Here is a 23,764-nt window from a genome sequence, read left to right on the forward strand (position 1 = left end):
GAAGAAAGACCCGAATGACCCAGCATGCCGTGCTCAACAAAAATACCCATCGCGAACTGCGCGTTCGGGCGGAGGCGGGTGCGGACCTTGGCGACGGGGTGATGGCGACGCTGACCGTGCCGAACGAGTTTCGCAGCATCCAGGGGCATTTCCCGATCCTGTTCCGGCGCGAGATCGACCGCAACGAATTCATCGCGGTCGCCTTGCTCGGCTTTGAATCGGGCGAAAATCTGTTTCTCGACGGCGACCGCTGGGACGCGCGTTATCGGCCGCTGTCGCTCGCGATCCAGCCCTTTCTGATCGGGCGCCCGGCGAGCGGCGACGGGCCGGGACAGGTGCATGTCGACCTGGAGCACCCGCGCATCGCGCCGGGCGGGGAGGGCATTCGTCTGTTCGACGCCGACGGCGCGCCCACTCCCTATCTCGACCAGATCGCCGAGCGTCTTGGCGACCTCGACGAGGGGTATCGCGCGAGCAAGGCCTTTCTCGACGCGCTCGACGCCTATGAATTGCTCGAACCCTTCAACCTCGAAGTCACACTCGACGATGGGTCGATCAATTCGCTCGTCGGGTTCCATATCATCGACGAGGCGAAGCTGCGCGCGCTTGATGGCGAGGCGCTCGGCGCGCTGCACGCGGCGGGGCATCTGATGCCGATCTTCATGGCGCTTGCCTCGCTGTCGCAGCTGTCGGCGCTCGTCGCGCGCAAGAACCGCAGGCTCGGCAGTGGCTGAACAGGGCGGCGCCTTTACCGACCGCCTCGCGCGGGTGCCCGAGCGTTCATGGGATAAGGGGGCGGGGCCGGGCGCGTTGCTCGAAGGCGCGCGCGAGCCCTTTGTCCTTCGCGGGCTTGCCGCCGGCTGGCCGCTGGTCGAGGCGGGCAAAAGGTCGGCGCGCGACGCGCGAGCCTATCTGCTCGAACATGCCCGCGACCGGCCTTTCAAAGTGTCGATCGGCCCGCCGGGACATGACGGGCGGCTGTTCTACGACGACGACATGGCGATGAATTTCCGCGTCGGGACCGGGAAGCTGGCCGATATATTCGGAGGCATCGATACGGCCGAGGAACGCGGTGAGGCGCGCACCGTCTATCTGGCGTCGATCGATATTCCGTCGCATTTCGACGGGCTCGACGAAGCGAACCCGATCGACCTCGGCGACCGCGATCCGCTGAAAAGCATCTGGATCGGCACGCGCACCAAGATTGCGGCGCACAACGACTTTCCCGACAATCTCGCCTGCTGCGCCGTGGGACGCCGCCGGTTCACGCTGTTCCCGCCGGGCGCGTTCCGTAATCTCTATCTCGGCCCGATCGACAATACGCCGGCGGGGCGCGTCGTCAGCATGGTCGATTTCGACGCGCCCGACCTTGCCGCCCACCCGCGCTTCGTCGATGCGATGGCGGAGGCGTTGACGGTGGAGCTGGAGCCCGGCGACGCGATCTTCATCCCGTCGATGTGGTGGCACCATGTCGAGGGGCTCGCCGACTTCAACATATTGGTGAACTATTGGTGGCGCCGCACACCCGCCTGGCTGGGCCAGCCGCAGGCGGCGCTCAATCACGCGATCCTCGCGATCCGCGACCTGCCGGCCGAGGACAAGGCGATCTGGCGCGAGCAGTTCGACCATTATGTATTCGACAATGACGCCAGCGTCACCGGCCATATTCCCGAAACCGCGCGCAGCATCCTCGCCCCGCTCACGTCCGAGACGGCGGGGCGGCTGCGCGCCTTCTTGCTGAGGGCTTTGAGCAAATGAGCGACAGGAAACCGGTCCAGCGCATCGTCATCGCGGGCGGCGGCACCGCGGGCTGGATGATGGCGGCGGCGATCGCGCGCACCATGGGGCCCACGGTCGACCTGACGCTGGTCGAGTCCGAGGCGATCGGGACGATCGGGGTTGGCGAGTCCACCATTCCGCCGCTCGTCAATTTCAACCGCATCCTCGGCATCCCCGAGCCCGAATTCATGCGCGCGACACAGGCGACGTTCAAGCTTGGCATCCTGTTCGACAATTGGAAGCACGACGGCGACAGCTATTTCCACAGCTTTGGCCTGTCGGGCAAGGATCACTGGTCGGCGGGGTTCCAGCATTTCTGGCTCAACGCGCGCGAACGCGGGCATGAACAGCCCTATGAGGATTATTGCCTCGAGCTGGTCGCCGGGATGCAGGGCAAGTTCGCGCACCTGCCCGAAGAGCGGATGAATTATGCCTATCATGTCGATGCGACGCTTTATGGCCGCTATCTGCGCAAGCTCGCCGAGGCCGATGGGTGCACGCGCGTCGAGGGCAAGATCGCGCGCGTCGAGCTGGACGGCGAGAGCGGCGACATCGCCGCGCTGCATCTCGACGGCGAGCGGCGGATCGAGGGCGACATGTTCGTCGACTGCACCGGCTTTCGCGGCCTGCTGATCGACGGCGCGCTGCACGCGGGGTTCGAGGACTGGAGCCACTGGCTGCCCAACGACAGCGCGATCGCGGTGCAGTCGAAGCATCTCGGCCCGCCGATGCCCTATACGCAGGCGATCGCGCACGACGCCGGCTGGCAATGGCGCATCCCGCTGCAGCACCGGATGGGCGCCGGGATCGTCTACACCAGCGGCTATCTGTCGCGCGACGAGGCTTATGACCGGCTGATGGGCAGCGTCGGCGAGCCGCTGATCGAACCGTTCGACATCAAGTTCAAGGGCGGGGTGCGGCGCAAACAATGGTTCCGCAACTGCGTCGCCGTCGGCCTTGCGGGGGGCTTTGTCGAGCCGCTCGAGGCGACGACGGTGCACTTGATCCAGCGCGCGGTGCTGCGTTTCATCCGCCTGATGCCGAACGGACGTGTCAGCGAGCGCGACGCGCAGGAATTCAATGACCAGCAACGGCTCGACATCGAGCAGATCCGCGATTTCGTCGTGCTGCATTACAAGGCGACCAACCGCCGCGACAGCCCCTTCTGGCGCCATGTCGCGAACATGCCGGTTCCGGACTCGCTGCAGCAAAAGATCGAGCTGTTCCGCGAGACGGGCCGCGTGTTCCGCAAATATGAGGAATTATTTGCCGAGAATAGCTGGGTTCAGGTGATGATGGGGCAGGGGATCGAGCCGCAGACCTATCACCCGATCGCCGCCAAGCTGCGCGACGACGAGGTCGAGCGGCTGTTCCAGACGCTGCGCGACAATATCGCGCAGACCGTCGCGACGCTGCCCGAGCATCACGCCTATGTCGCGCGCTATTGCGGCGCCGAGGAGCCGAAGGCCGCGTGATGCGCGCTGCGGCGATCCTGATGCTGGCCGCCGCGCCGGCCGCTGCTACGGCGCAGCAGGGCGCGGATGCCGGGTGGCGGCTCGCCTGGTCAGACGAGTTTGACGGAAGCGCGGTCGACCGCGGCAAATGGGATTTCGACGTCGATTGCTGGGGCGGCGGCAACAATGAACGCCAATGCTATACCGACCGGCCCGCCAATGCGGCGATCAAGGACGGCAAGCTCGTCATCACCGCGCGCAAGGAGGCGATGACCGGGCCCGCCTTTCCCTTGTCGCAGCGCGGCGACGCCGAGAAGGCGGCGGCGCAGGCGACGAAGCGCTTTACCTCCGCCCGCCTCGTCACGCGCGGCAAGGCGGCGTGGACCTATGGCAAGATCGAGGTGCGCGCGAAGTTGCCGCAGGGGCAGGGGACGTGGCCCGCGATCTGGATGCTGCCCGAGGCCAGTCATTACGGCACCTGGGCGGCGTCGGGCGAGATCGACATATTGGAGGCGGTGAACCTCGGCGTGCGGTGCGACGAATGCGCGGGCGGGATCGAGAACCGCATCCTCGGCACGCTCCATTTCGGCGGGCAATGGCCCGACAACAAATATAAGGGCGACGAGACCGCGCTTCCCGCCCCGCTCGACGGTTTCCACGTCTTCGGCATTGTCTGGGAAAAGGGCAAGATCGTCTGGACGGTCGACGGCAAACCCTATGCGACGCGCGTCGCGAGCGAGTGGTCGACGAGCGGATCGAGCGAGCCCGCGGCGCCGTTCGACCGGCCCTTTCACCTGATCCTGAACCTCGCGGTCGGTGGCGGGCTCGCCGAGGGGCGCGGGCTGAAGGGAGTCGATGAAAGCGGCTATCCCAAAAACATGGAAATAGATTGGGTTCGCGTCTGGCAATGTGGCGGTGATGCCGTTAGCGATTGCGGCAGCACGGGGGATCAAGACGAATAATGGGGCGTCGGCGGCAGTCGGTCACGATCAAGCATGTTGCAGCCGACGCGGGTGTGTCGCTGCAGACGGTGAGCCGCGTCATCAACGACGAGCCCAATGTTCGGCCCGAGATGAAAGAGCGCGTTCAGGCGTCGATCGACAAGCTCGGCTATGTGCCCTCGATCGCGGCGCAGCGGATGAGCGGGTCCAGATCCTATCTGATCCTCGCGATCAACGACCGCGAGCGCACGATTGCCGACTGGCAGGGGCGGCAGGGCGTCGACTGGGTCGACCAGATGCTGCTCGGCGGGATGCTGAAATGCGCCGAATATGGCTATCGCATGATCTTCGAACTCGTCGACACGCACAACGACCATGTCGAGCGCGAACTGCGCGCGGCTATCGCGGCGCTGCAGCCCGACGGCGTCATCCTGACCCCGCCGCATTCGGACAATCCGCTGATCGTCGGCCTGCTCGACCAGCAAAAAATCCCCTTCGCGCGCATCGGGTCGCGCGGCGGCGCGGCGGGGATCGCGCTGACGATGGACGATGAGGGATCGGCGCGGCGCGCGACGCGGCACCTGATTGACCTCGGCCACCAGCGTATCGGCTTCATCGCGGGATCGCCCGAATACAGCCTCAGCCGCTGGCGCATCGACGGCTGGGAAGCCGAGATGGCGGCCGAGGGCCTGCCGACCGCCGGGCTGCTCGTCGAGGGCGATTTCACTTATGCTTCGGGCGCCGCCGCGGCACGGCAACTGCTCGGCGGTGCGAACCCGCCGACCGCGATCATCGCGAGCAGCGACCAGATGGCGCTCGCGACACTGGAAGTTGCGCGCGAAAGGGGGCTGGGCGTGCCGGGGCAGCTCTCGATCGTCAGCTTCGACAATACGCCCGTGGTGCGTTTCACCCAGCCGGCGCTGACCGCGGTCGACCAGCCGGTTGCCGAAACCGCGTCACGCGCGGTCGAACTGATCATCGCGGCGCAGCGCGGGGCGCCGCGTCCGGCCGAGCCGACGCGCGTGCAGGGCGGGCTCGTCGCGCGCGGGTCGACCGCCGCGCCGGCGGTCGGGCATGGCTGACACCGCCGCGGCGCGGCGCCAGTCGCTCCCGTTCCTGCTTCTCTACGCGCTCGCTTCGGCGGGCGGGGCGATCGCCTATGTCCCGTTCCTGACGATCTGGCTGCCGTCGCGAATGACCGAGCTGGCGGGGCCGGCCGACGTCCAGACCTTGGGCTACGTCACTTTTTTCGGCGCGATCGCGGCGAGCATCGGGGGCATCCTTTTCGGCTGGCTCAGCGACCGCACGCACAGCCGGCGCGCGTGGGTGCTCGCGGGGCTGGTCCTCAGCATCGCCTTGCTGATGCTCGTGCCGCTGGCGGAGGATATCTGGACGCTCGTCGGCATCGTCATCGGGTGGCAGCTTACGCTCAACATGATGCTCGGGCCGCTCGCCGCCTGGGCAGGCGACTGCGTTCCCGACGATCAAAAGGGGCTTCTCGGCGGGCTGCTCGCTTTCTCGCCCGCGCTTGGCGCCTGGTCGGGGGCGCTCGTGACCTGGCCGGGGCTGGTGTCGGACGACAGCCGGCTGGTCGTCATCGCGCTGCTCGTCGCAGGCGCGGTGCTGCCCGTTCTCTTGCTCGGCCGGCCGCGCCCATTCCCGGAACTGACCGCGCCGCCTTTGCGCGCGGACGGTGCGCTGCCGCGGCGGCCGAGCGGCCCCGCGGTGCGGATGTGGCTCGCGCGCCTGCTGGTCCAGATCGCCGAGGCGGCGCTGTTCGCCTATCTCTATTTCTGGTTCCGGTCGATCGACCCCGATATGCAGGACAATGAAAAGGCGCGTATTTTCGGGATTGCGCTGACGCTCGCGGTGCCGATCGCGCTGGCGAGCGGACGCTGGGCCGACCGCAACGACCGGCCTTTCCTGCCGCTTGTCGCCAGCGCGGCGATATCGGCGACAGGGATGATCGGCATGGCCTTTGCGACCGAAGCCGACATGGCCAAGGCAAGCTATCTCGTCTTCGGCGTCGCGACGACGGTGTTCCTCTCGCTCCACGCCAGCCAGACGCTGCGCATCCTGCCGCGTTCGGACCGACGCGGGCGCGACCTCGGCATCTTCAACCTGACCAATACCGTGCCGTCGCTCATCATGCCCTGGCTGACCATTTCGCTGGTCCCCGGATTCGGATTCGACGCGCTTTTCCTGTTGCTTGCCGGGCTGACCGCGATCGCCGTGCTGCTCCTCGCGACGATGCCTCGCGCGCGCTGATCCCGCACCGAACAGAGAGCTTGATTTCATCCGGCCGCTATGCGACATCGAGCCTTGATAACGTTCACATACGAGGGATGGGAGAGACGATGCGCCGACAGGCAATGGTGATCGCGACTGCGCTGCTTCTGGCGGGAACCGCAATGGCAGCAACGCAGGACGCAGGCGAGGCCGCGGCCGTCCATCCCGAACTCTGGCCCGCGGCGAAAAGCCCGGCCGCCATCACCGACGCTGCGACCGAAGCGCGCATCGACGCGCTGATGAAAAAGATGACGGTCGAGCAAAAGGTCGGCCAGCTGATCCAGGCCGACATCAGCACGATCACGCCGAAGGATCTCGAAACCTATCCGCTCGGCTCGATCCTCGCGGGCGGCAACAGCGGGCCCAACGGCAATGAGCGTTCGACCGCCGCCGACTGGGCGAAGCTGGTCGGCGAGTTTCGCGCGGTGTCGATGCGGCCGCAGACAAATGGCGTCGCGATCCCGATCATTTTCGGCGTCGATGCCGTCCACGGGCACAACAACATCCCCGGTGCGACGCTCTTTCCGCACAATATCGGGCTGGGCGCGGCGCGCGATCCCGAGTTGATCCAGCGTATCGGCGCGGTGACGGCGGCCGAAATCGCGGGCAGCGGCATCGAATGGACCTTCGCGCCGACGCTCGCCGTGCCGCAGGATCTGCGCTGGGGGCGCAGCTATGAAGGCTATGCCTCCGACCCCAGGCTCGTCGCCGATTATGCGAAGGCGATGGTGCTCGGGCTTCAGGGGACGCTCGCCCCGGGCAAGACCGTCGATGCGAACCATGTCGCCGCGACCGCCAAACATTTCCTCGCCGATGGCGGAACGTTCGAGGGCAAGGATCAGGGCGACGCGAAGGTCGACGAGAAAGAGCTGATCGCCAAACATGCGATGGGTTACCCAGCCGCGATCGACGCCGGCGCGCTGACCGTGATGGCGAGCTTCTCGAGCTGGCAGGGCGTCAAGCACCACGGCAACAAGGGGCTGCTGACCGACGCGCTCAAGCAGAAGATGGGCTTTGAAGGCTTCGTCGTCGGCGACTGGAACGGGCATGGGCAGGTTGCCGGGTGCAGCGTCACCGACTGCGCGCAGTCGATCAATGCCGGGCTCGACATGTTCATGGCGCCCGACAGCTGGAAGGGGCTTTACGATACGACGCTGAAACAGGCGAAGGACGGCACCATTCCCGCCGCGCGCCTTGATGATGCGGTGCGCCGCATTTTGCGCGTCAAATACAAGCTCGGGCTGTTTCCCGAAGGGCATGTCGATCGCAGCGTCGTAAAGGCGGTCGGCACGCCCGACCATCTCGCCGTGGCGCGCGAAGCGGTCGCCAAGTCGCTGGTTCTTCTGAAGAACAACGGCGGCGTGCTGCCGATCAAGCCCGGCGCGCGCGTGCTCGTCACGGGGCCCGCGGCCGACAGCATGGCGATCCAGTCGGGCGGCTGGACGATCAGCTGGCAGGGGACCGACGTCGTGCGCTCGGACTTCCCGAACGGGCAGACGATCTGGGAAGCGCTCGACAAGTCGGTGCGCGATGCGGGCGGCGTCGCGACCTTGTCCGAAGGCGGCGTCTTCAAGGAGAAGCCCGACGTCGCAATCGTCGTGTTCGGCGAGGCGCCCTATGCCGAATTCCAGGGCGACGTCGCGACGCTCGATTACCAGCCGACCGACGCGACAGACCTCGCGACGCTGAAGAAGCTGAAGGCCGCGGGAATCCCGGTCGTCGCGCTCTTCCTGTCGGGACGACCGATGTTCACGAACCCCGAAATCAATGCCTCCGACGCCTTCGTCGCGGCCTGGCTGCCGGGGTCGCAGGGTGCCGGCGTCGCCGACGTGCTCGTCGCGGGCAAGGACGGCAAGACGGTGCGCGGCTTTACCGGCACGCTACCTTTCGCCTGGCCCTCCGACGCGCGCTCGCCCGTCGAAAAGCCGCAGTTCGCGGTCGGTTACGGATTGAAATATGGCGACACAGCGACGGTGCCGCAGCTTTCGGAAGAGCTGGGCGTCGATATTTCGGCGGCGCTGAATGTCGAGAACTTCTTCTCGGGCGGTCGCGCGCGGGCGCCGTGGGTGCTTTCGATCACCGATGCGGGCGGCAAGCGCCCGGTGGAATCGGCGCCGATCGCGAGCCCCGGCGGCATGATCGCGGCGCGCTCGATCGACGTGCGCGCGCAGGAGGACGGCAAGGCGTTTGTCTGGACCGGCCCCGCGACGCTCGAACTGACCGGGCCCTATGCGGACCTGTCGCGCCAGCTCAACAACAGCTTCGCGCTTCGCGTCGACTGGCGGATCGATGCAGCCGGCGGCGCGCCGGTCAGCCTCGCGCTCGGCGGCAAGGCGTTCGACATTTCGGAGATGGTCAAGGCGGCGCCGCAGGGGCAGGTTTCGACGATCAAGCTGCCGCTCCGCTGCTTCGCCGATGCGGGCGCCAATTTGCGGCAGGTCGACAATGCGGTGACGGTCAAGGGCGACAAGGGCTTTGCCGCGACGCTGCTGAATACGAATGTCGAGGCCGTCGGCGAGAATCTGCCTTGCCCACCCGCCGCAAAATGACAAGACCGGACGCGGGATAGCCAGAAAACAGGGTTGGGAGAGAGACATGGCATTGGCGCCGAGCGTTGCGACGAGTGTGGACCCGAACGCGGTCGAACAGCCGGGCAAGGGAGGGGGCGGCACCAAAGTCGTGCTGATCCTCGCCTTCGCGGTGTTTTTCCTGCTCGGCGGGGTGACGAACATCAACGATCTGCTGGTCGGCAAGTTCAAGCCGATGTTCCACCTGACGCACGCCGAGGCGAACCTCGTGCAGATGGCGTTCTTCATCGCCTATGGTGCCTTTTCGATCCCCGCCGGGATCATCATGTCCAAACTCGGCTATATTCGCACCTTCGTGCTCGGGTTCATCATCGTTGCGGCGGCCTCCTTCCTGTTCATCCCCGCGTCGGCCGCGGCGTCCTACCCCGGCTTCCTCGCCGCGCTCTTCTGCATCGGCGCGGGGATCACGGTTTTGCAGGTCGCGATGAATCCGGTGATCACGACGCTGGGGCCGGTCGAAACCTCGCACAGCCGGCTGACCTTTGCGCAGGCGTTCAATTCGATCGGGGTGTTCCTGATGGTCTATGGCGGCGCGACCTTCCTGCTCGGCGATTCGACGCCGATCGATGCCGACACCGCGAGCGAGGCGCAAATTCAGGCCTATCGCGTCGCCGAGGGCGCGTCGATCGGCACCGCCTATATGTGGCTCGGCGTGCTGATGCTGGTCATCGCGGCGGTGTTCTGGATGTACCGGTCGGCGCTCGACCACGCCCGGACCGACGCTGTAAAGCTTGAGGGCACCTGGGGCCTCTTGACCCACAACCGCCGCGTCCAGTTCGGCGCGCTGTGCATCTTTGTCTATGTCGGCGCCGAAGTGGCGATCGGCTCGAACCTGATGGCCTATCTGGCCGAACCGAGCGTGATGGGGCTGGGGCTCCAGGCCGCGGGCAAGCTGGTTGCGATGTACTGGCTCGGCGCTCTGGTCGGCCGGTTGCTCGGCGGCTTCATCCTGCGGCTGGCCAAGCCGGGACGCGTGCTCACCACCTTTGCGGCCGGGGCGATTTCGCTGATCCTGCTGTCGGCGGTGACGACCGGCGCGCTGTCGGGCTGGGCGCTGATTCTGGTCGGCTTCTGCAATTCGCTGATGTTCCCGACGATCTTCAGCCTCGCAACCGAAGGATTGGGCGAACGAACGCCGCAGGGATCGGGCATCATGTGCACCGCTATCATCGGCGGGGCCATCGTGCCGTTTCTGTTCGGAACGGTGGCCGATCTCAGCGGCGATATACGTATCGCGCTGGCGGTGCCGCTGATCTGCTACGCGATCATCGCGAGTTTCGGCCTGTGGGCGGCCGCGCGCCAGGCGACCGCGTAACGATTGCCGCGGGCGGCCGGCTCTGGCGCCGGCCGTCCGCGGGCTCCCGCCCCCTCGCGGGAATTCATGCCGGGTCGGCGATGCGAATGCAGTTCCGGCCTGCGGCCTTCGCCTTGTAGAGTGCTTCGTCCGCCGCCTTGAGCGCGGCGCGCGGGTCGCCATAGCCGAAGACGTCGGCGACTCCGCCCGAGAAGGTGATCTGGCCGAAGGGCTCGTCGGTCTTGCGGTTGATCAGGCGCCGGTCGGCGAGTGCTTCGCGGGCGTCGTCGAGCTTTTGCGCGGCCTCGGTCGGGGTCAGGCCGCGGAACAGCATGACGAATTCCTCGCCGCCGTGGCGCGCGACATGGCAATGATCGTTCGAAATCCGCGCCAGCGTGTCGGCGATCGCCTTGATCACGCGGTCGCCCGCCTCGTGCCCGTGGATGTCGTTGACCTTCTTGAACTCGTCGATGTCGCAGAAGGCGACGCTGAGCGGTTCGACCGCGGCGCGCGCTTCCTTGTGATGGCGGTCGAGCAGCACCTCGAAGGCGCGGCGGTTGGGCAGGCCGGTCAGATAGTCGAGTTCGGCGTCGCGCTTGGCGCGCTCGAGGCTCCTGCGTAGCGCCTTTGCCTCGTCCTCGCTCTTGCGCATATCGTCCTCGGCCTTGCGCGTGCGTTCGAGCATGACCTTGGCAAGGTCGGCGAGGCTCGAGACGATGCGGCCGGTCTTTTCGAGCTGCTCGAGATCGGTGACATGCTGTTCGAGCTCGATCCCATAGTCGCTGGTGACGGTCCGGGCTTCCTTCGTATTCGCCTGGAATGCCTCGATATTGGTTTCGAGCCGCGTCATCAGCCGGTCGAGTTCGACGCGGTCGGGTTGGCCCGCTTCCTGTTCGTCGAGTTCGTTGAGCCATTTCTGGGTGATGCCTTCGGCGGTCTGCGCCTGCGCGACGATCTGCCGCGCGAGCCGCGGGTTGCGTCCCGAAAAGGCGCCGTGCGCCAGCAGGAGGTTCGTCGGCGACACGTCGAGGTCGTTATCGACAAGAAAGGAGGTGATCGACGCCGCGAGCTCGTAGCGCGCCTCGCGCGCCAGAAGGCGCGGGCCGCCGGGGTCGGGGGGCGCGTGGCCCTCTTCGGGGGCGCCGCCGCGTGCGTGGCGAAGCCCCAGCCAACCAAGGAGCCGCCCTACCGGCTCGTTCGATGCTGTCGCTTTGGTGGTCATGCGAGCTTTAACGAGCGGGCGCAGCCGGATTTAAGCGCGATTTGCACCGATTCGGCGGGATTTTGCCGCAGCCCGTCGCCGCGTGCCCGGAGGCCGCGGCGATCCTTTCGTCAAATCAGCGATTTAGCTTCGCGCCTATGCGACGCAGCGCATGGCGAAGGCCCAGAAGAGCGCCTTCTCCTTATATTCGCTCGCCAGATCGGCGCTGCCCTGGTGGCCGCTGTCCATGTCGGTCATCAGCATCGCGGGATTGCCGCTCGTCGACCGCCGCCGCACTTCCGCCACGAGCTTCGCCGGCTCCCAATAGGCGACGCGGTCGTCCTTCAGCCCCGCGGTGCAGAGCAGCGGCGGATAGGAGGCTGCCTGCACATTCTCATAGGGCGAGATCGAGGCGATATAGTCATAGGCCTTCGGATCGGCGAGCGGATCGCCCCAGTCGGGCCGGAACAGCGGGACGAGCGGATGCGCTGCATCGCTCATCGTGTTGAGCATGTCGACGAAAGGCACCTTCGCAATCACGCCGCCCCAGAGCGTCGGGGCGATATTCATGCTCGCACCGACCAGCAGCCCGCCAGCCGAGAGGCCGTAAGCGACGACCTTGCCCTTCGCGGTATAGCCTTCGGCAGCGAGATGTTCGGCGCAGGCGACGAAGTCGGTGAAGCTGTTGCGTTTGGTGAATTTGCGTCCACCGAGGAACCAGCGACGCCCTTTCTCCGACCCGCCGCGCACATGCGCGATCGCATAGCGCCAGCCGCGGTCGACGAGCGCGAGCGCGGGGATCGAAAATTCCGGATCGCTCGGCACGCCATAGGCGCCATAGCCATATTGGAGGAGCGGCGCCTTGCCGTCCCGCGCCATGCCGCGGCGCGAGAGCAGGGTGATCGGCACCATCTCGCCGTCGGGGGCGGGCGCGAACAAGCGTTCGACTTCATAATCGTCCGGATCGAAGTTCGCGATCGTCTGTTGCCGCACGACCCTTTGTTCTCCATTCGAAAGATCGACGCGGATCCAGCGTGGCGGCGACTTGGGCGACTGATGGACGATCATCGCTGACGATGCGTCATACGCCTGCTCGCCCGGCAGTTCGATCGCATAGGCGGGATCGTCGAAGGTGATCGCCTGTTCGGAGCCGTCGGGGCGGAGGATGACGAGGCGGTGCAGTCCCTCGATGCGTTCGAGCCGGACCAGCGCCGTCTTGAATGGCAGGATTTGCAGGATCGGGGTCCCCGCGCGATGCGGGACGAGCGTCGCAAGCGTTCCGAAATCCTCAGGATCGAGCCGCAGGAGCTGCATGTCGAACGCATCGTCCCGGTCGGTCAGCGCGACGAGGCTGCCGTCCCACTCGTCGATCTCGTACCGCACGCCGGCCTTGCGCGGCCAGACCGTGGTGGGGGCGGCGGTTTCATTCGCTGCCGATACAAGGCGAACCTCGGCGGTTTCGGGACCCGCGAGCGTCAGCGCCACAAAGCCGTCGGCGGCGGTGCGCTTGACCGACATGAAGATCGCCGGGTCCTTTTCCTCATAGACGAGGTCGGTGATCTTGCCGTCGACCGAGGTCCGATAGAGCCGCGTCGGCCGGTTGCGCGCGTCGCGCCAGATCCAGAATAGCCAGCGCGACGAAGGCGAAAAGACCAGCCCGCCATAACCATAGGCGTCCTTGTCGACGATCGTGCGGATCGCGCCGCTCGCGTTGTCGCGGATGCAGATGCGGTGGCGGTCGTTGCCGATGACATCCTCGGCCCATGCGAACCAGCGATGGTCGGGGCTCGGCTGGTGGCCGGTGCTACGAAAATAGGGCTGGCCCTTTGCGCGCAGGCCTTCGTCGACAAGCAGTTCGGCCTGTCCGCCGTCGCGCTGGCGGCTATAGCGCGCGTGCGTTTCGCCTTCGGAAATCGCCGATGAATAGCGCCAGCCGTCCTTTTCGAGCGCCGGAGCCGCGACCGCGCCGGCGCTTCGCGCGAGCATCGCGCGGACCAGTTCGGCCTGCATCGCTTCGGTCGGATTCAGCATCGCGTCGGCATAGGCGTTTTCGCCGGTCAGCATCTTCGCGACCGGGGCGGGCAGGTTGGTCCGGTTGCGTTCGCCGCTCGCAGGGATGAACTTCATCCAGCTGTAGGAATCGTCGCGCGACCGGCCCAATTGCTCGATCGGGTTCGAGATGCGCGGCGATTGCGGGGGTGTGATCTTGGGCCAGCGTCCGCCCGCCTCGCGCGCCCAGCCAGCGCGATGCCCGAGCATAAGTGCCGCCGCCGCGACGCTGCCCATAAACGCTCTCCGACCTTTGTTTTCGATGCTGTGCATGCGACCCTCTTTCGACCGGCGGGGATATCGCGTCCAGTCTATGATGGCACGAATGGCTTACTGCGCCGATCAGGCCGCCCAATCCATCGATCGGGCAATTTGACCGCTGGCCCTCGCGAAACTGCGCTTTCCCGCGTGCAGGTGCTGGCCCGATCCGGCTGGATTATGGCCCGACCATCGCCGTCACGCCAGTTTCGCGTGATAGCTTGAGCATCGGATTTTCCTACCAATAGGCATTATCAAAAAGGGAGGCAAAAATGGGGTTTGCATCGATCCGGCGGGTCGCCGTGTGCGGCATCTCGATCCTGGCGCTGGGGTCCGCGACGGGCGCGACCGCGCAGGAAACCGATGACAGCGAGATCGTCGTCACCGCCGCCAAGCGCGAACAGTCGGTGCGCGACGTCAGCGGTTCCGTGAGCGCGGTCAGCGAAGCGACGCTGCAGAAGCTCAACGCGCAAAGTCTCTCCGACTATATCACGCGCGTCCCCGGCGTCGTGTTCAACGATTATCAGCCCGGCGTGTCCGAAGTCGTAATCCGCGGCGTCGCCTCATCGACCTATCACGAAGCGAACCAGGCGACGACGGGCTATTATCTCAACGAAGTCCCGCTGATCGAACCCGGCTTCCCGCTCGTTATCCCCGATGTCGACAGCTTCGACGTCAGCCGCGTCGAGGTGTTGCGCGGGCCGCAGGGCACGTTGTTCGGATCGTCATCGCTCGGCGGCGCTATCAACTATGTGGTGAACGAGGCCGATCCCAGCCGTTTCGATGCGGGGTTTGAGGGCAATCTTGCGACGACCAAGGGCGCTGGCGAGGCAAGCTATGCCGCGAAGGCGATGGTCAACCTGCCGATCGCGACCGACAAGCTCGCCGTCCGCCTCGTCGCGCTCCAGCGCTACGACGCGGGCTATCTCGACAACACGCTGCTCGGCGAAGATGGCAGCAACGACCTGCGGGTCAGGGGCCTGCGCGGGTCGATCGTCTTCACCCCGACCGAGGCGACGCGCATTTCGGCGCTCAGCATGTATCAGGAATATGATCTCGACGATCAGACCTATGTGATCTTCGGTCCGCCCAAGACGTTCGACCGCGCGACCAACGTGGCCGAGTTCCAGGACACGAGCTTCATGATGCACAGCCTGCGGCTCGAGCAGGATCTGGGCTTTGCGACCTTGACGGCGGTCGGCAGCTATACCGAGAAGAAAGCCAACCTGGCGTTCGACAATTCGATCTTCGGCGGCAACGACCCGCGCACCGACACGCCCGAACTCGCGAGCAGCGACGGCAAGTCGAAGACCGAATATGGCGAGCTCCGGATCGCCTCGCCCGACGGCGGACGCTTCCGCTGGCTGATCGGTGCCAATTACACGCGGCTGCGGTCGAACAACACCGACGGCACCTTTATCGAGGGCATCGCCGATTATATCGACGCGAACCCCGGCGAGTTCGACGGCCAGCCGGGCAGCGAGCTTGCTCCCGGCGACCTCGCGACGCGAACGATCAGCAGCAACCGCGTGACCGAAAAGGCGATATTCGGCGAAGCGTCGTTCGACATTGTCGATGCGCTGACGCTGACGGTCGGCGGGCGCCTGTTCGAATATCGCTCGCGCCCGCGGCTGCAATATCTGCCTAACGCCAATCTGGTCGATCCGTTCGATTTTGCCCCGGCGGCGAGCAAGGATTCGGATTTCATCCCGAAAGTCTCGCTGACGTACAAGCCATCGAACGACTTCATGATCTATGCGCTCTATTCGGAAGGTTTCCGCATCGGCGGCGTCAACGTCTATTCGGCCGCGGTGCCCGGCCTGCCGCTGACCTTTGAAAGCGACACGACAAAGAATTACGAGGTCGGGACGCGGTTCGACCTGATCGACCGGACGCTGAGCGTCGATGTCACCGCCTATCATATCGACTGGGGCAATGTGCAGGCGCGCCTGTTCACGCCGGTCGATTTCAACGCCTATACGGTGAATGGCGGCGGCGCCGATATCGACGGCGTTGAAATCAGCCTCAATCTGCGTCCGACGCGCAACCTGACCTTCTCGTCGAACATCGCCTATAATGACGCGCGCCTGTCGACGCTGCTCCCCGACAGTTTTGCGCCGGGGGGCGGTTATGCCAAGGGAACGCGCCTGCCGGGGGCGTCCGAATGGACGCTGTCGAACTCGCTCGACCTGAGCTTTCCCGACATGTCGATGAAGCCGCGGTTCGGCATCGCGCACCGCTATCTGTCGAGCGCGCCGGTCGATTTCGCCGGGTCGCTGGAGAAGGGCGATTTTCATCTGGTCGATCTCAACGCGTCGGTCACGGTGAACGACCGGATCGAATTTAGCGTCTTTGCGAAGAATCTGTTCAACCAATATGGCATTTTGAACGCGCCGTTCGCGTTCGCGGGGTCGGTCGCACGGCCGCGCACGATCGGCGCGAGCCTGCGCTTCAGCTTGGATTGAGGACAGGGAAGGGCTGCCCCGCCGGCAAGGCGGGGCGGCCTTTTTCCTTACGATCCGATGATGGAATAGCCGGTTTTGAACGGTTGCGGACGTTCTGCGGGGGATGGCCGCTCCTCACCCCAATGCCGTCGTTATGCGTTGAAGCCCGATAGAAACGCCGCGACATTCTTGCCGAGGTCGCCGACGGCATAACCGCCCTCCATCACGATCAGCGTCGGGACGCCGAGCGCGGCGATCCGGCTTGCCAGCGTCACATAATCCTCGCGTTCGAGCGCGAAGCTCGAGATCGGGTCGCTGCTGTGGGTGTCGGCGCCGAACGACAGGACAAGGAATTGCGCGCCCCAGTCCGAGATGGCGGCGAGCGCGGCGTCGAGCGCGGGCGCATAGCTTTGTCCGTCGGTGCCGCGCGGCAGGGGGAGGTTGAGTGTCGCGCCTTCGCCCGCACTTTCGCCGGTTTCGTCGGCATGGCCCCAGTAAAAGGGATAGTCGGTCCGCGGGTCGGCATGGATCGAGCAAAAGAAGACTCCCGGATCCTCGTAGAAAATGTCCTGCGTGCCGTTGCCGTGGTGATAGTCGATATCGAGCACCGCGACCGGCCCAAGGCCGCGGTTGTGCGCCTCGCGCGCCGCGATCGCGGCGTTGTTGAGGTAGCAATAGCCGCCCATATAGTCGCGCCCGGCATGATGGCCGGGCGGGCGGCACAGCGCGAAGGCATGCGCCTCGCCGCTCGCCGCCAGATGGTCGAGTGCGGTCAATGCGCCCTGCGCCGACCAATAGGTCGATTCCCACGTCCCCGCTGCGATAGGTGTCCCGGCGTCATAGCTGTAAGCGCCAAGGTCGGCGTCGATGCGGCCGAAGGCGAGCGGCCGGCGCCGCCGGATCGGGAAGGTATAGCCGATCGCATCGCCGCTGCGTCCCGCCGCGATCCAGTCGCGATGCGCGCGTTCGAGGAAAGCGATATAGTCGGCATCATGCACGGCAAGCAGCGGCGCCATGCCGAAGTCGCGCACGGGGCGCCAGTCGGTGAAGGCATCGACAATGGAACGTGGGCGCTCGACATTCTCGGCATAGGGCACCCAGTCGCCATTGTGCAGCTCGCGCGACGGTGCGTGGGTCAACTGGCGATCGTCGAAGAAAAGCTTCACCTCTTTGCCTGTCCTTCCATCCATAGCGCGAGCGTCCGGTCGCCGTGCCCCGCGACGATCTCGGCAAAGCCCTGCGGGCTTTCATCCTGCCCGAGCTTGAAGCTGTGCTCGGCCGAACGGACGTGCGCGCGAAAGGCAATGATCTGATCGAGCATCGTGTCATAACGTGTGCCCAGGCTCGCTGTCGACCAGCCGCCGTCTTCCATCCTGGCGACGAGCTGCTCGATAGCGTCCTTCGTTTCGCCCTCGACGAACTCGACCTCGACGACGAAGCGCAGCACGGCATAATTCCACGTCGGGGCCCAATCGGGTTTCGACAGCAGGCTGGTCGGGACGTAGCCCGACGGCCCGTTGAACAGCACCAGCCCGCGCGGGTCGGCGCGGAAATCGGCAACGAGCGGGTTGCGAAGCGCGCAATGGCCGAAGAGCGCCGCGACCGCGCCACTCGCATCGGTCTCGGCGATCAGCGGCAACGGGCTCGCGTGAAAATCGCGCGAGACGAGCCAGGCGAGCGGGTAGTCGGCGACGAGTTGGCTTATGTCGGCGGCATCGCGCGGTTCGTAGGGCGAGGTCATGTCTTCACGATATCACGGATCCATGCGGCCTGCTCGTCGAGCGCGCGGTTTGCGAGCGGCGCGATCGACATGGCTTCGAGGAAGCTGTGGGTCGCGCCCTTATAGGTGACCGCATGGGTCGGGACGCCGGCCGCTTCGAGCTTGGCGGTGAAGGCGTGATTGCAGTCGGCCAAGATGTCGCATTCGGCGATCGCGAGAAAGGCGGGGGGGAGGCCGGTGAGGTCGGCGCGCAGCGGCGCGACGAGCGGGTCGGCAAGCTGTTCGGCGCCATCGACATAGGCAGCCCAGAATGCATCCATCTCGTCGGCTTCGAGCGAATAGTCGCCCGCGCCGAAGCGCGCATAGCTCGGCGTGCGTTCGGGGTCGAAGGCGCCATAGTTGAGCAGCATCGCCGCGGGCAGGGGGCGCCCGCGCTGGCGCTGCAACAGACAGGTCGCGACCGAGAGGTTGGCGCCCGCGGAATCGCCGCCGATGAGCAGGCGGCTCGCGTCGAGGTTCAGCGCCTCGGCTTGCGACGCGATCCAGTCGAGCGCGGCGGCGCACTCCTCCAGCGCGACCGGAAACTTGCTTTCGGGCGACAGGCTGTAATCGATGCCGACCACCGCGATACCCGCGCGCGCCGCATATTCGCGCATCAGCCGGTCGTGCGTGTCGATGCTGAACAGCATCCAGCCGCCGCCATGGATATAGAGCATGACGGGCAATATTTTGTCCGCGACCGGGCGGTGGAGGCGCAGGCGGACGCCGCCCATGTCCAGTTCGCGGGTCTCCGCCATTATCGGGCCACCTTCGCGCCACGGCCGGCGCACGCGTTCGGCGACCTCGCGGCGCGTCGCCATGCTCGCGCCCGCGGGCGCGGCATGTTCGGCGTAGGCGGCATTGATGGCATCGACAAAGCGGCGGATATCGGGGTCGGCCATGTCGTCCTGCATGGCGCTCAAGCCCTTTGACATGATTGGCATATCCTCTCGAAACGATCCTTTGATCGCCTGATAGCTTTTACACGATCGCCTCTATCGCCCAAACGGGCCAATCACCGCAGCGGACAGGCCAGCGGGCGCCGTGCGGCTGGTCAGTGGGGTGTCCGGCCTATATTGTGTGTTTGTCCAGTATTTGCGAGGATCGGGCCATGAAACATAGTGTCGATGTCCTGACGGCAGGCCGGCCGGTGATGGCGCTGCAGGATGAATATCCCGCGGGTTTCGTCGATCCGATGCACAGCCACGACCATATCCAGATCCTCTATGCTTCGGCGGGGGTGATGTCGGTACGCACGCCCGAGACGAGTTTCGTCATCCCGCCACAGCGCGCGGTGTGGCTCCCCGCCGGGACGCGGCACGAGGTCGCGTGCCGCGGGCCGGTGTCGCTCCGCACGCTCTACCTGCCGTGCGCGGGGCACGAGCATGAACAGCAATGCCGCGTCTTCGAGGTGTCGAACCTCGTCAAATCGCTGATCCTCGAGGTCGTCGATTTTCCCGCGCTTTACGATGTCGACGGGCGCGAGGGACGGATCATCGCGCTGCTGCTCGACGAGATCGGGCGGATGCCCAACGCGCCCTATCAGGTGTCGATGCCGTCCAACCCGCGCCTGCTGCGCGTGTGCAACGCGATCATCGCCGATCCGTCGGACCCGCGCGACATCGACGACTGGGCGGCGCTCGCTGCGATGGGGCGGCGAACCTTCACGCGCAGCTTCAAGCAGGAAACGGGGATGGGGCTTGCCGTCTGGCGGCAGCAGGTGCGGCTGATGGAGGCGCTGTCGCTGCTGGCGGCCGGCGCCTCGATCACGCAGGTCACCTATGACGTCGGATATGATAGTCCCAGCGGGTTCGCCGCGATGTTCCGCCGCGCTTTCGGCGTTCCGCCGAGCCAGTATCTGAAACACTGACCCGGCGAAGCGCATGGCATCAGCCGGCGCGGGTCCAGATCTTGGTGCGGCAGAAAAAGGCGATGCAGCCCTTGAGTTCGAGCTTGCCGTTCGGGAGCAATTTGAGCTGGCCCTTCGCGGCGCCGTCGCCGGTTTCCGGGTCGTAGACAGGGCCGCCCTTCCACTCGGTCGGACCGCCGGTGAAGCCATTGAGGACAACGAGGCCCTTGAGCTTGCGCTGGCGGAGCTCGGGGTCCGAATTGCGCACGTCGCGCAGGTCGGGATTGGCGCGCAGCCGCTTTGCATCGACCACCTTGCCGCACAGCGCCTTGCCGCAGCGGTAGATTTCGACGCGCCCGCCCTCGCTGCCCGTCGCCCAGACGCCCGTGATATCGGCGGCGGCGGCGGGCGTGGCGACGGTCGCGGCGGCCAGAAGGAGCAGCGTCCGCCTCATGCGGCCAGTTCCTTGGGCTTGCCGCCTTCGAGCAGGCGGAGCGCCTCTTCAAGCAGCGGCCGGTCGTCGAGTTCCCACGGGTGGAATCCCGGCTTCATATAGGTGAAGACGCCGCGCAGCAGAGCACGCATCAGCCCGTCGCGGCCATAAAGCCATGCCAAGAGGCCCTTCCACGTCGCCCAATTATTGCGGCCGTCCTGCGCGAGCAGATCGGCGGTGTTGCGAAAGATGACATAGTGGAAGCGCATCGTCGTCACGCACATCACCGTGCTGCGCTTCAGCCAGCGGCGCAGCGGGGTCATCGTTCGCGCGGCGTGGAGATAGGTATCGAAGGCGACGGCCTTGTGCTCGATTTCCTCGATCGCGTGCCAGCGCCACAATTGCCGCGCCTCCTCGGCGGCGCCGCCCAGATGCGCCGGGTTGGCGAGCGCATCATGCGCGAGCGTCGCGGTGAAATGTTCGAGCGCGCAGGTCGCGGCGAGCTGCTGGATCGGCGAGCGGCGCTTGACCCAGGCGATCGTCCGCCGCGCGCGATCCTCGGCCGCCGCGATGTCGAAGCCCGCGTCCTCGGCCTGGCGGTTGAATACGACATGTTCGCGGCTGTGCATCGATTCCTGGTAAAGGAAATCGTCGATCTGCCCGCGCAGCGGCTGCGGCGTGCCCTCGCGATAATGGCGCACCGAGGTCATGAAGAATTTCTCGCCGACCGGGAAGGTCGAGGACAGCGCGTTGAAAAAGGCGGTGCGACCGGCGTCGCCGCTGTGCCACCAGCGCGGCGGCGGGTTCTCGCGACCGAATTTGAGGTCGCGCTTTTCGATCCGGATATCGGCGGGGGTGTGGAGCGGCGTAGACATCGTGCAACCTTTCTGCAAATCAAAGTTACATTAACATCAATGTTTATATCATGCGTTTTCCGGAACGGCAAGCGGGACGATAAGGGTGACAATCCACCGCTTTCGGGTAAGGCTTCCGGCACGAAGGCCGTAGCGGGGCGCGACGGCCGCAAGGAAAGATTGATGTACAAGCAAGCGCGGCCGCACCAGAAAAGGCGCAAGCGTTCAGGGGACGAGGTTCGCGAGGAAGGGCTGGCGGCGGCGCGTGCGCTGCTTCTCGATCGCGGCCCTGCAGCGGTGACGCTCGCCAACATCGGCCAGGCGATCGGCATGTCGCATGCCAATGTGCTCCACCATTTCGGATCGGCGGCGGGCTTACAGTCGGCGCTGATGGAATCGATGATACGCGACCTCACCGACGCGCTCGGCAATGTCGTCGAACTGATGAAGACCGACAGCGCGGCGCCGCGCGCGGTGGCCGACCGCGTATTCGACGCTTTCGACAAGGGCGGGGCGGGGCCACTCGCGGCATGGATCATCCTGTCGGGCGATGTCGAACAACTCGAACCCGTGCGCGCCGCGGTGCGCGCGCTCGTAGAGGCGATCGTCGGCCAGTCGACCGACGAAGCCGCGCCCGACCGGGTGCGCGCGGCGGTGCTGATGATGGCGGTCAGCGCCTTTGGCGACGCGGTGATCGGGCCGCATGTCCGCGATATGCTCGACCAGCCCGACGACGCGATGCGCGACCTGATCGCGCGCATCCTGCCGCTGTTCCTGATCCCGACGGGAATTCCCCCGGCCGCGCCCTGAACGGCGCCGGCCCTATTCGCCGCCCGACAGGAGGATATGGTCGTCGGTCGCCGATATCCGGCGGGCGGTGCCGTTCAATTCCATCGCTTTGACGAACCCGTCGACGTCGCCGGCCTGGAACACGCCGACGACCTGCTTTTCGGGAATCTTGCCGTCCTTGAAGACGAGCTTTCGCGGCGAATAGCGGTTCATTTCGGCAACCGCTTCCGACAGGGGGTCGCGCATGAAGATCAGGCGCCCCTCGGTCCAGCTCGTTTCCTTCGCCACGTCGACCCGGCTGAGCGTCCAGTTGCGGTCGGCGCCGATGACGAGCTGGCCGCCGGGCGCCATGTCGGTGCCGCTGCCCGGATCCGAACCCGTCTCCTCGACGCGCACCTTTCCTTCGGCGAGCGTGACGACCATGTTGCCATGTTCGAAGCTGACCTCAAAGGCGGTGCCGATCGCACGCACGCTCTTGCCGCCGGCGTTGACGGTGAAGGGACGCGACGGATCGGATGCGACGCGGAAGAAGGCCCGCCCGCCGAGAAGATCGACGCGGCGCTCGCGCGGCGTTTCGCGCATCCGCATCTCGGTTTCGGCATCGAGCGTCACGACCGAGCCTTCGGGAAGGGTAACGGTGGTCGTCTGGCCGACCCCGGTGCGGAAATGCTGATCCTGCGTGGTGCCGAAGCCCGGAAAAGCGTGTTGATAGACCGACCAGCCGAGCGTGACGACGAGCAAAAGCGATGCTGCCAGCGCCAGATGGCGGCGCCAGCCGGATCGCTGCTTCCCCCCTTCGGTATCGAACGCGGGCGGGGCGAGCATTTCGGGTTCCTGCGGGATCGTTCCCGCGATCAGCCACGCGCGTTCAACGAGCCGATAGGTGTCGCGATGCGCGTCGGATTCGTCGAGCCACTCGATGAAGCGCAGCTCGTCGTCGATCGTCATGTCGCCCGATCGTTCGAGGTTGAACCATTGCACCGCCTCTGCGCGAAGCGCGGCGCGGGCGAAGGCGTCGTTGCCGCTCACAGGTCGGGCTCCATTTCTTCGACGATGCGCACGAGGGCGCGGTGCATCAGTTCCTTCACCGCCTCCTTGGAAATGCCCATCCGCTGGGCGATGGCCTGATAGGTGAGGTTTTCGAACCGGTGATATTGAAAAGCCTCGCGCGCGCGGGGCGGAAGGTTCTGGATCGCCTCGAGCACGCGGCGATATTCCTGTTGCCCGATCACGATGCGTTCGGGCGATCGTTGCTCGGCGATTTCGATGCCGTCTTCGAACTCGTCGTGTAGCGCCGTCGCGCGCGCCTTTTGCCGGCGGTGGCGGCTGATCAGCGCGTTGCGCGCGGCGGTGAACAGATAGCGTTCGACATTGTCGATCGGCGCGCTCAGCTGTGCCGATTGCAGGCGCAGGAAAACTTCCTGCACCAGGTCGTCGACATCGGCATCGTCGGCACGGCGCCGGAAATAACGGCGCAGGCCGGGGCCATAGGTCGCCATCCACGCGGCCAGATCCCGGTCCTGATGCGGGACGGCCATCGTCAATAACGCTCCCGATAAAACAGGCATTGCGAGATGCTCCCAACCCTACGCGTCATCCCGGCATCATTCCCAAAACGGTCATCGCGGCTCCATTTTCGTGCTGGAGTTAACAGGGTAGACGCAGGAAACTCGCAAGAGGGGGGATGAAAATCGCACCGGCCGACGAATTTTCCTAACGCTCCGTTCACTGGCGTAGATATTAACATCGTTGAAAATTTTATTCGACGATCCCCCCATGTCCG

At 65.7% G+C, this 23,764-nt stretch carries 20 protein-coding genes; 11 read left to right on the plus strand and 9 right to left on the minus strand.

Annotated features, from left to right (window positions below):
- Window positions 1–14 precede the first annotated feature (14 nt).
- The 8 genes from HDC29_RS06945 (at window position 15) to HDC29_RS06980 (ending at window position 10,366) form a co-directional block, all read left to right on the plus strand.
- On the plus strand, window positions 15–734 hold the full coding sequence (locus HDC29_RS06945; RefSeq protein ID WP_179495653.1) for a SapC family protein: 720 nt from the start codon (window positions 15–17) through the stop codon (window positions 732–734).
- Window positions 727–1,758, plus strand: a complete 1,032-nt coding sequence (locus HDC29_RS06950; protein WP_179495655.1) for a cupin-like domain-containing protein — start codon at window positions 727–729, stop codon at window positions 1,756–1,758. The genes HDC29_RS06945 and HDC29_RS06950 overlap by 8 nt, the downstream gene beginning before the upstream one ends.
- The gene (locus tag HDC29_RS06955; protein WP_179495657.1) at window positions 1,755–3,254 is read left to right on the plus strand and encodes a tryptophan halogenase family protein; all 1,500 of its coding nucleotides are present in this window, start codon (window positions 1,755–1,757) and stop codon (window positions 3,252–3,254) included. Before HDC29_RS06950 ends, HDC29_RS06955 begins: the two co-directional genes overlap by 4 nt.
- Complete coding sequence (locus tag HDC29_RS06960) at window positions 3,254–4,195, plus strand: glycoside hydrolase family 16 protein (protein ID WP_179497320.1); 942 nt, start codon at window positions 3,254–3,256, stop codon at window positions 4,193–4,195. The genes HDC29_RS06955 and HDC29_RS06960 overlap by 1 nt, the downstream gene beginning before the upstream one ends.
- Window positions 4,195–5,256 (plus strand): LacI family DNA-binding transcriptional regulator, encoded by a 1,062-nt coding sequence (locus HDC29_RS06965; protein ID WP_179495659.1) that lies wholly within the window; start codon window positions 4,195–4,197, stop codon window positions 5,254–5,256. Before HDC29_RS06960 ends, HDC29_RS06965 begins: the two co-directional genes overlap by 1 nt.
- On the plus strand, window positions 5,249–6,442 hold the full coding sequence (locus tag HDC29_RS06970) for an MFS transporter (protein WP_179495661.1): 1,194 nt from the start codon (window positions 5,249–5,251) through the stop codon (window positions 6,440–6,442). The genes HDC29_RS06965 and HDC29_RS06970 overlap by 8 nt, the downstream gene beginning before the upstream one ends.
- An 89-nt stretch (window positions 6,443–6,531) precedes the next feature.
- Window positions 6,532–9,012: a glycoside hydrolase family 3 protein gene (locus HDC29_RS06975; RefSeq protein ID WP_179495663.1), complete on the plus strand. Its 2,481-nt coding sequence runs from the start codon at window positions 6,532–6,534 to the stop codon at window positions 9,010–9,012.
- 46 nt (window positions 9,013–9,058) lie between these two features.
- Window positions 9,059–10,366: a sugar MFS transporter gene (locus HDC29_RS06980; protein ID WP_179495665.1), complete on the plus strand. Its 1,308-nt coding sequence runs from the start codon at window positions 9,059–9,061 to the stop codon at window positions 10,364–10,366.
- 64 nt (window positions 10,367–10,430) lie between these two features.
- On the opposite strand, the gene HDC29_RS06985 is transcribed toward HDC29_RS06980, so the two are convergent.
- Both HDC29_RS06985 and HDC29_RS06990 read right to left on the minus strand, forming a co-directional pair.
- The gene (locus HDC29_RS06985) at window positions 10,431–11,567 is read right to left on the minus strand and encodes a diguanylate cyclase domain-containing protein (protein ID WP_179495667.1); all 1,137 of its coding nucleotides are present in this window, start codon (window positions 11,565–11,567) and stop codon (window positions 10,431–10,433) included.
- A 135-nt stretch (window positions 11,568–11,702) separates the two neighbouring features.
- Window positions 11,703–13,832, minus strand: coding sequence for a S9 family peptidase (locus HDC29_RS06990; protein WP_218844305.1), 2,130 nt, complete (start codon window positions 13,830–13,832; stop codon window positions 11,703–11,705).
- Between the two features lie 293 nt (window positions 13,833–14,125).
- Between HDC29_RS06990 and HDC29_RS06995 the strand changes: the two genes are divergently transcribed.
- Window positions 14,126–16,318: a TonB-dependent receptor gene (locus HDC29_RS06995; protein WP_179495669.1), complete on the plus strand. Its 2,193-nt coding sequence runs from the start codon at window positions 14,126–14,128 to the stop codon at window positions 16,316–16,318.
- Window positions 16,319–16,449: 131 nt separating this feature from the next.
- On the opposite strand, the gene HDC29_RS07000 is transcribed toward HDC29_RS06995, so the two are convergent.
- The 3 genes from HDC29_RS07000 to HDC29_RS07010 are packed head-to-tail and all read right to left on the minus strand — an operon-like array spanning window position 16,450 to window position 18,991.
- On the minus strand, window positions 16,450–17,463 hold the full coding sequence (locus HDC29_RS07000) for a histone deacetylase family protein (protein ID WP_179495671.1): 1,014 nt from the start codon (window positions 17,461–17,463) through the stop codon (window positions 16,450–16,452).
- The gene (locus HDC29_RS07005) at window positions 17,460–18,038 is read right to left on the minus strand and encodes an FMN-binding negative transcriptional regulator (RefSeq protein ID WP_179495673.1); all 579 of its coding nucleotides are present in this window, start codon (window positions 18,036–18,038) and stop codon (window positions 17,460–17,462) included. Before HDC29_RS07005 ends, HDC29_RS07000 begins: the two co-directional genes overlap by 4 nt.
- Complete coding sequence (locus tag HDC29_RS07010) at window positions 18,035–18,991, minus strand: alpha/beta hydrolase (RefSeq protein WP_179495675.1); 957 nt, start codon at window positions 18,989–18,991, stop codon at window positions 18,035–18,037. Before HDC29_RS07010 ends, HDC29_RS07005 begins: the two co-directional genes overlap by 4 nt.
- 176 nt (window positions 18,992–19,167) lie before the next feature.
- Between HDC29_RS07010 and HDC29_RS07015 the strand changes: the two genes are divergently transcribed.
- Window positions 19,168–19,926 carry a helix-turn-helix domain-containing protein gene (locus HDC29_RS07015; protein WP_179495678.1) on the plus strand — a complete coding sequence of 253 codons (759 nt, stop codon included), beginning with the start codon at window positions 19,168–19,170 and terminating at the stop codon, window positions 19,924–19,926.
- Window positions 19,927–19,945: 19 nt separating this feature from the next.
- On the opposite strand, the gene HDC29_RS07020 is transcribed toward HDC29_RS07015, so the two are convergent.
- Both HDC29_RS07020 and HDC29_RS07025 read right to left on the minus strand, forming a co-directional pair.
- Window positions 19,946–20,359 (minus strand): DUF2147 domain-containing protein, encoded by a 414-nt coding sequence (locus HDC29_RS07020; RefSeq protein ID WP_179495680.1) that lies wholly within the window; start codon window positions 20,357–20,359, stop codon window positions 19,946–19,948.
- Complete coding sequence (locus HDC29_RS07025) at window positions 20,356–21,213, minus strand: metal-dependent hydrolase (RefSeq protein ID WP_179495682.1); 858 nt, start codon at window positions 21,211–21,213, stop codon at window positions 20,356–20,358. Before HDC29_RS07025 ends, HDC29_RS07020 begins: the two co-directional genes overlap by 4 nt.
- 162 nt (window positions 21,214–21,375) lie before the next feature.
- Here HDC29_RS07025 and HDC29_RS07030 point away from each other — a divergent pair, with 162 nt between their 5' ends.
- Window positions 21,376–22,002, plus strand: coding sequence for a TetR/AcrR family transcriptional regulator (locus HDC29_RS07030; protein ID WP_179495684.1), 627 nt, complete (start codon window positions 21,376–21,378; stop codon window positions 22,000–22,002).
- Window positions 22,003–22,014: 12 nt separating this feature from the next.
- Here the strand turns inward: HDC29_RS07030 and HDC29_RS07035 are convergent, their stop codons facing one another.
- Both HDC29_RS07035 and HDC29_RS07040 read right to left on the minus strand, forming a co-directional pair.
- Window positions 22,015–23,010 (minus strand): FecR domain-containing protein, encoded by a 996-nt coding sequence (locus tag HDC29_RS07035; RefSeq protein ID WP_179495686.1) that lies wholly within the window; start codon window positions 23,008–23,010, stop codon window positions 22,015–22,017.
- Window positions 23,007–23,519, minus strand: a complete 513-nt coding sequence (locus HDC29_RS07040) for an RNA polymerase sigma factor (protein WP_179495688.1) — start codon at window positions 23,517–23,519, stop codon at window positions 23,007–23,009. The genes HDC29_RS07035 and HDC29_RS07040 overlap by 4 nt, the downstream gene beginning before the upstream one ends.
- Window positions 23,520–23,764: the final 245 nt, after the last annotated feature.

It is taken from the genome of Sphingopyxis sp. JAI108 (assembly GCF_013410105.1).
GTDB lineage: Bacteria > Pseudomonadota > Alphaproteobacteria > Sphingomonadales > Sphingomonadaceae > Sphingopyxis > Sphingopyxis chilensis.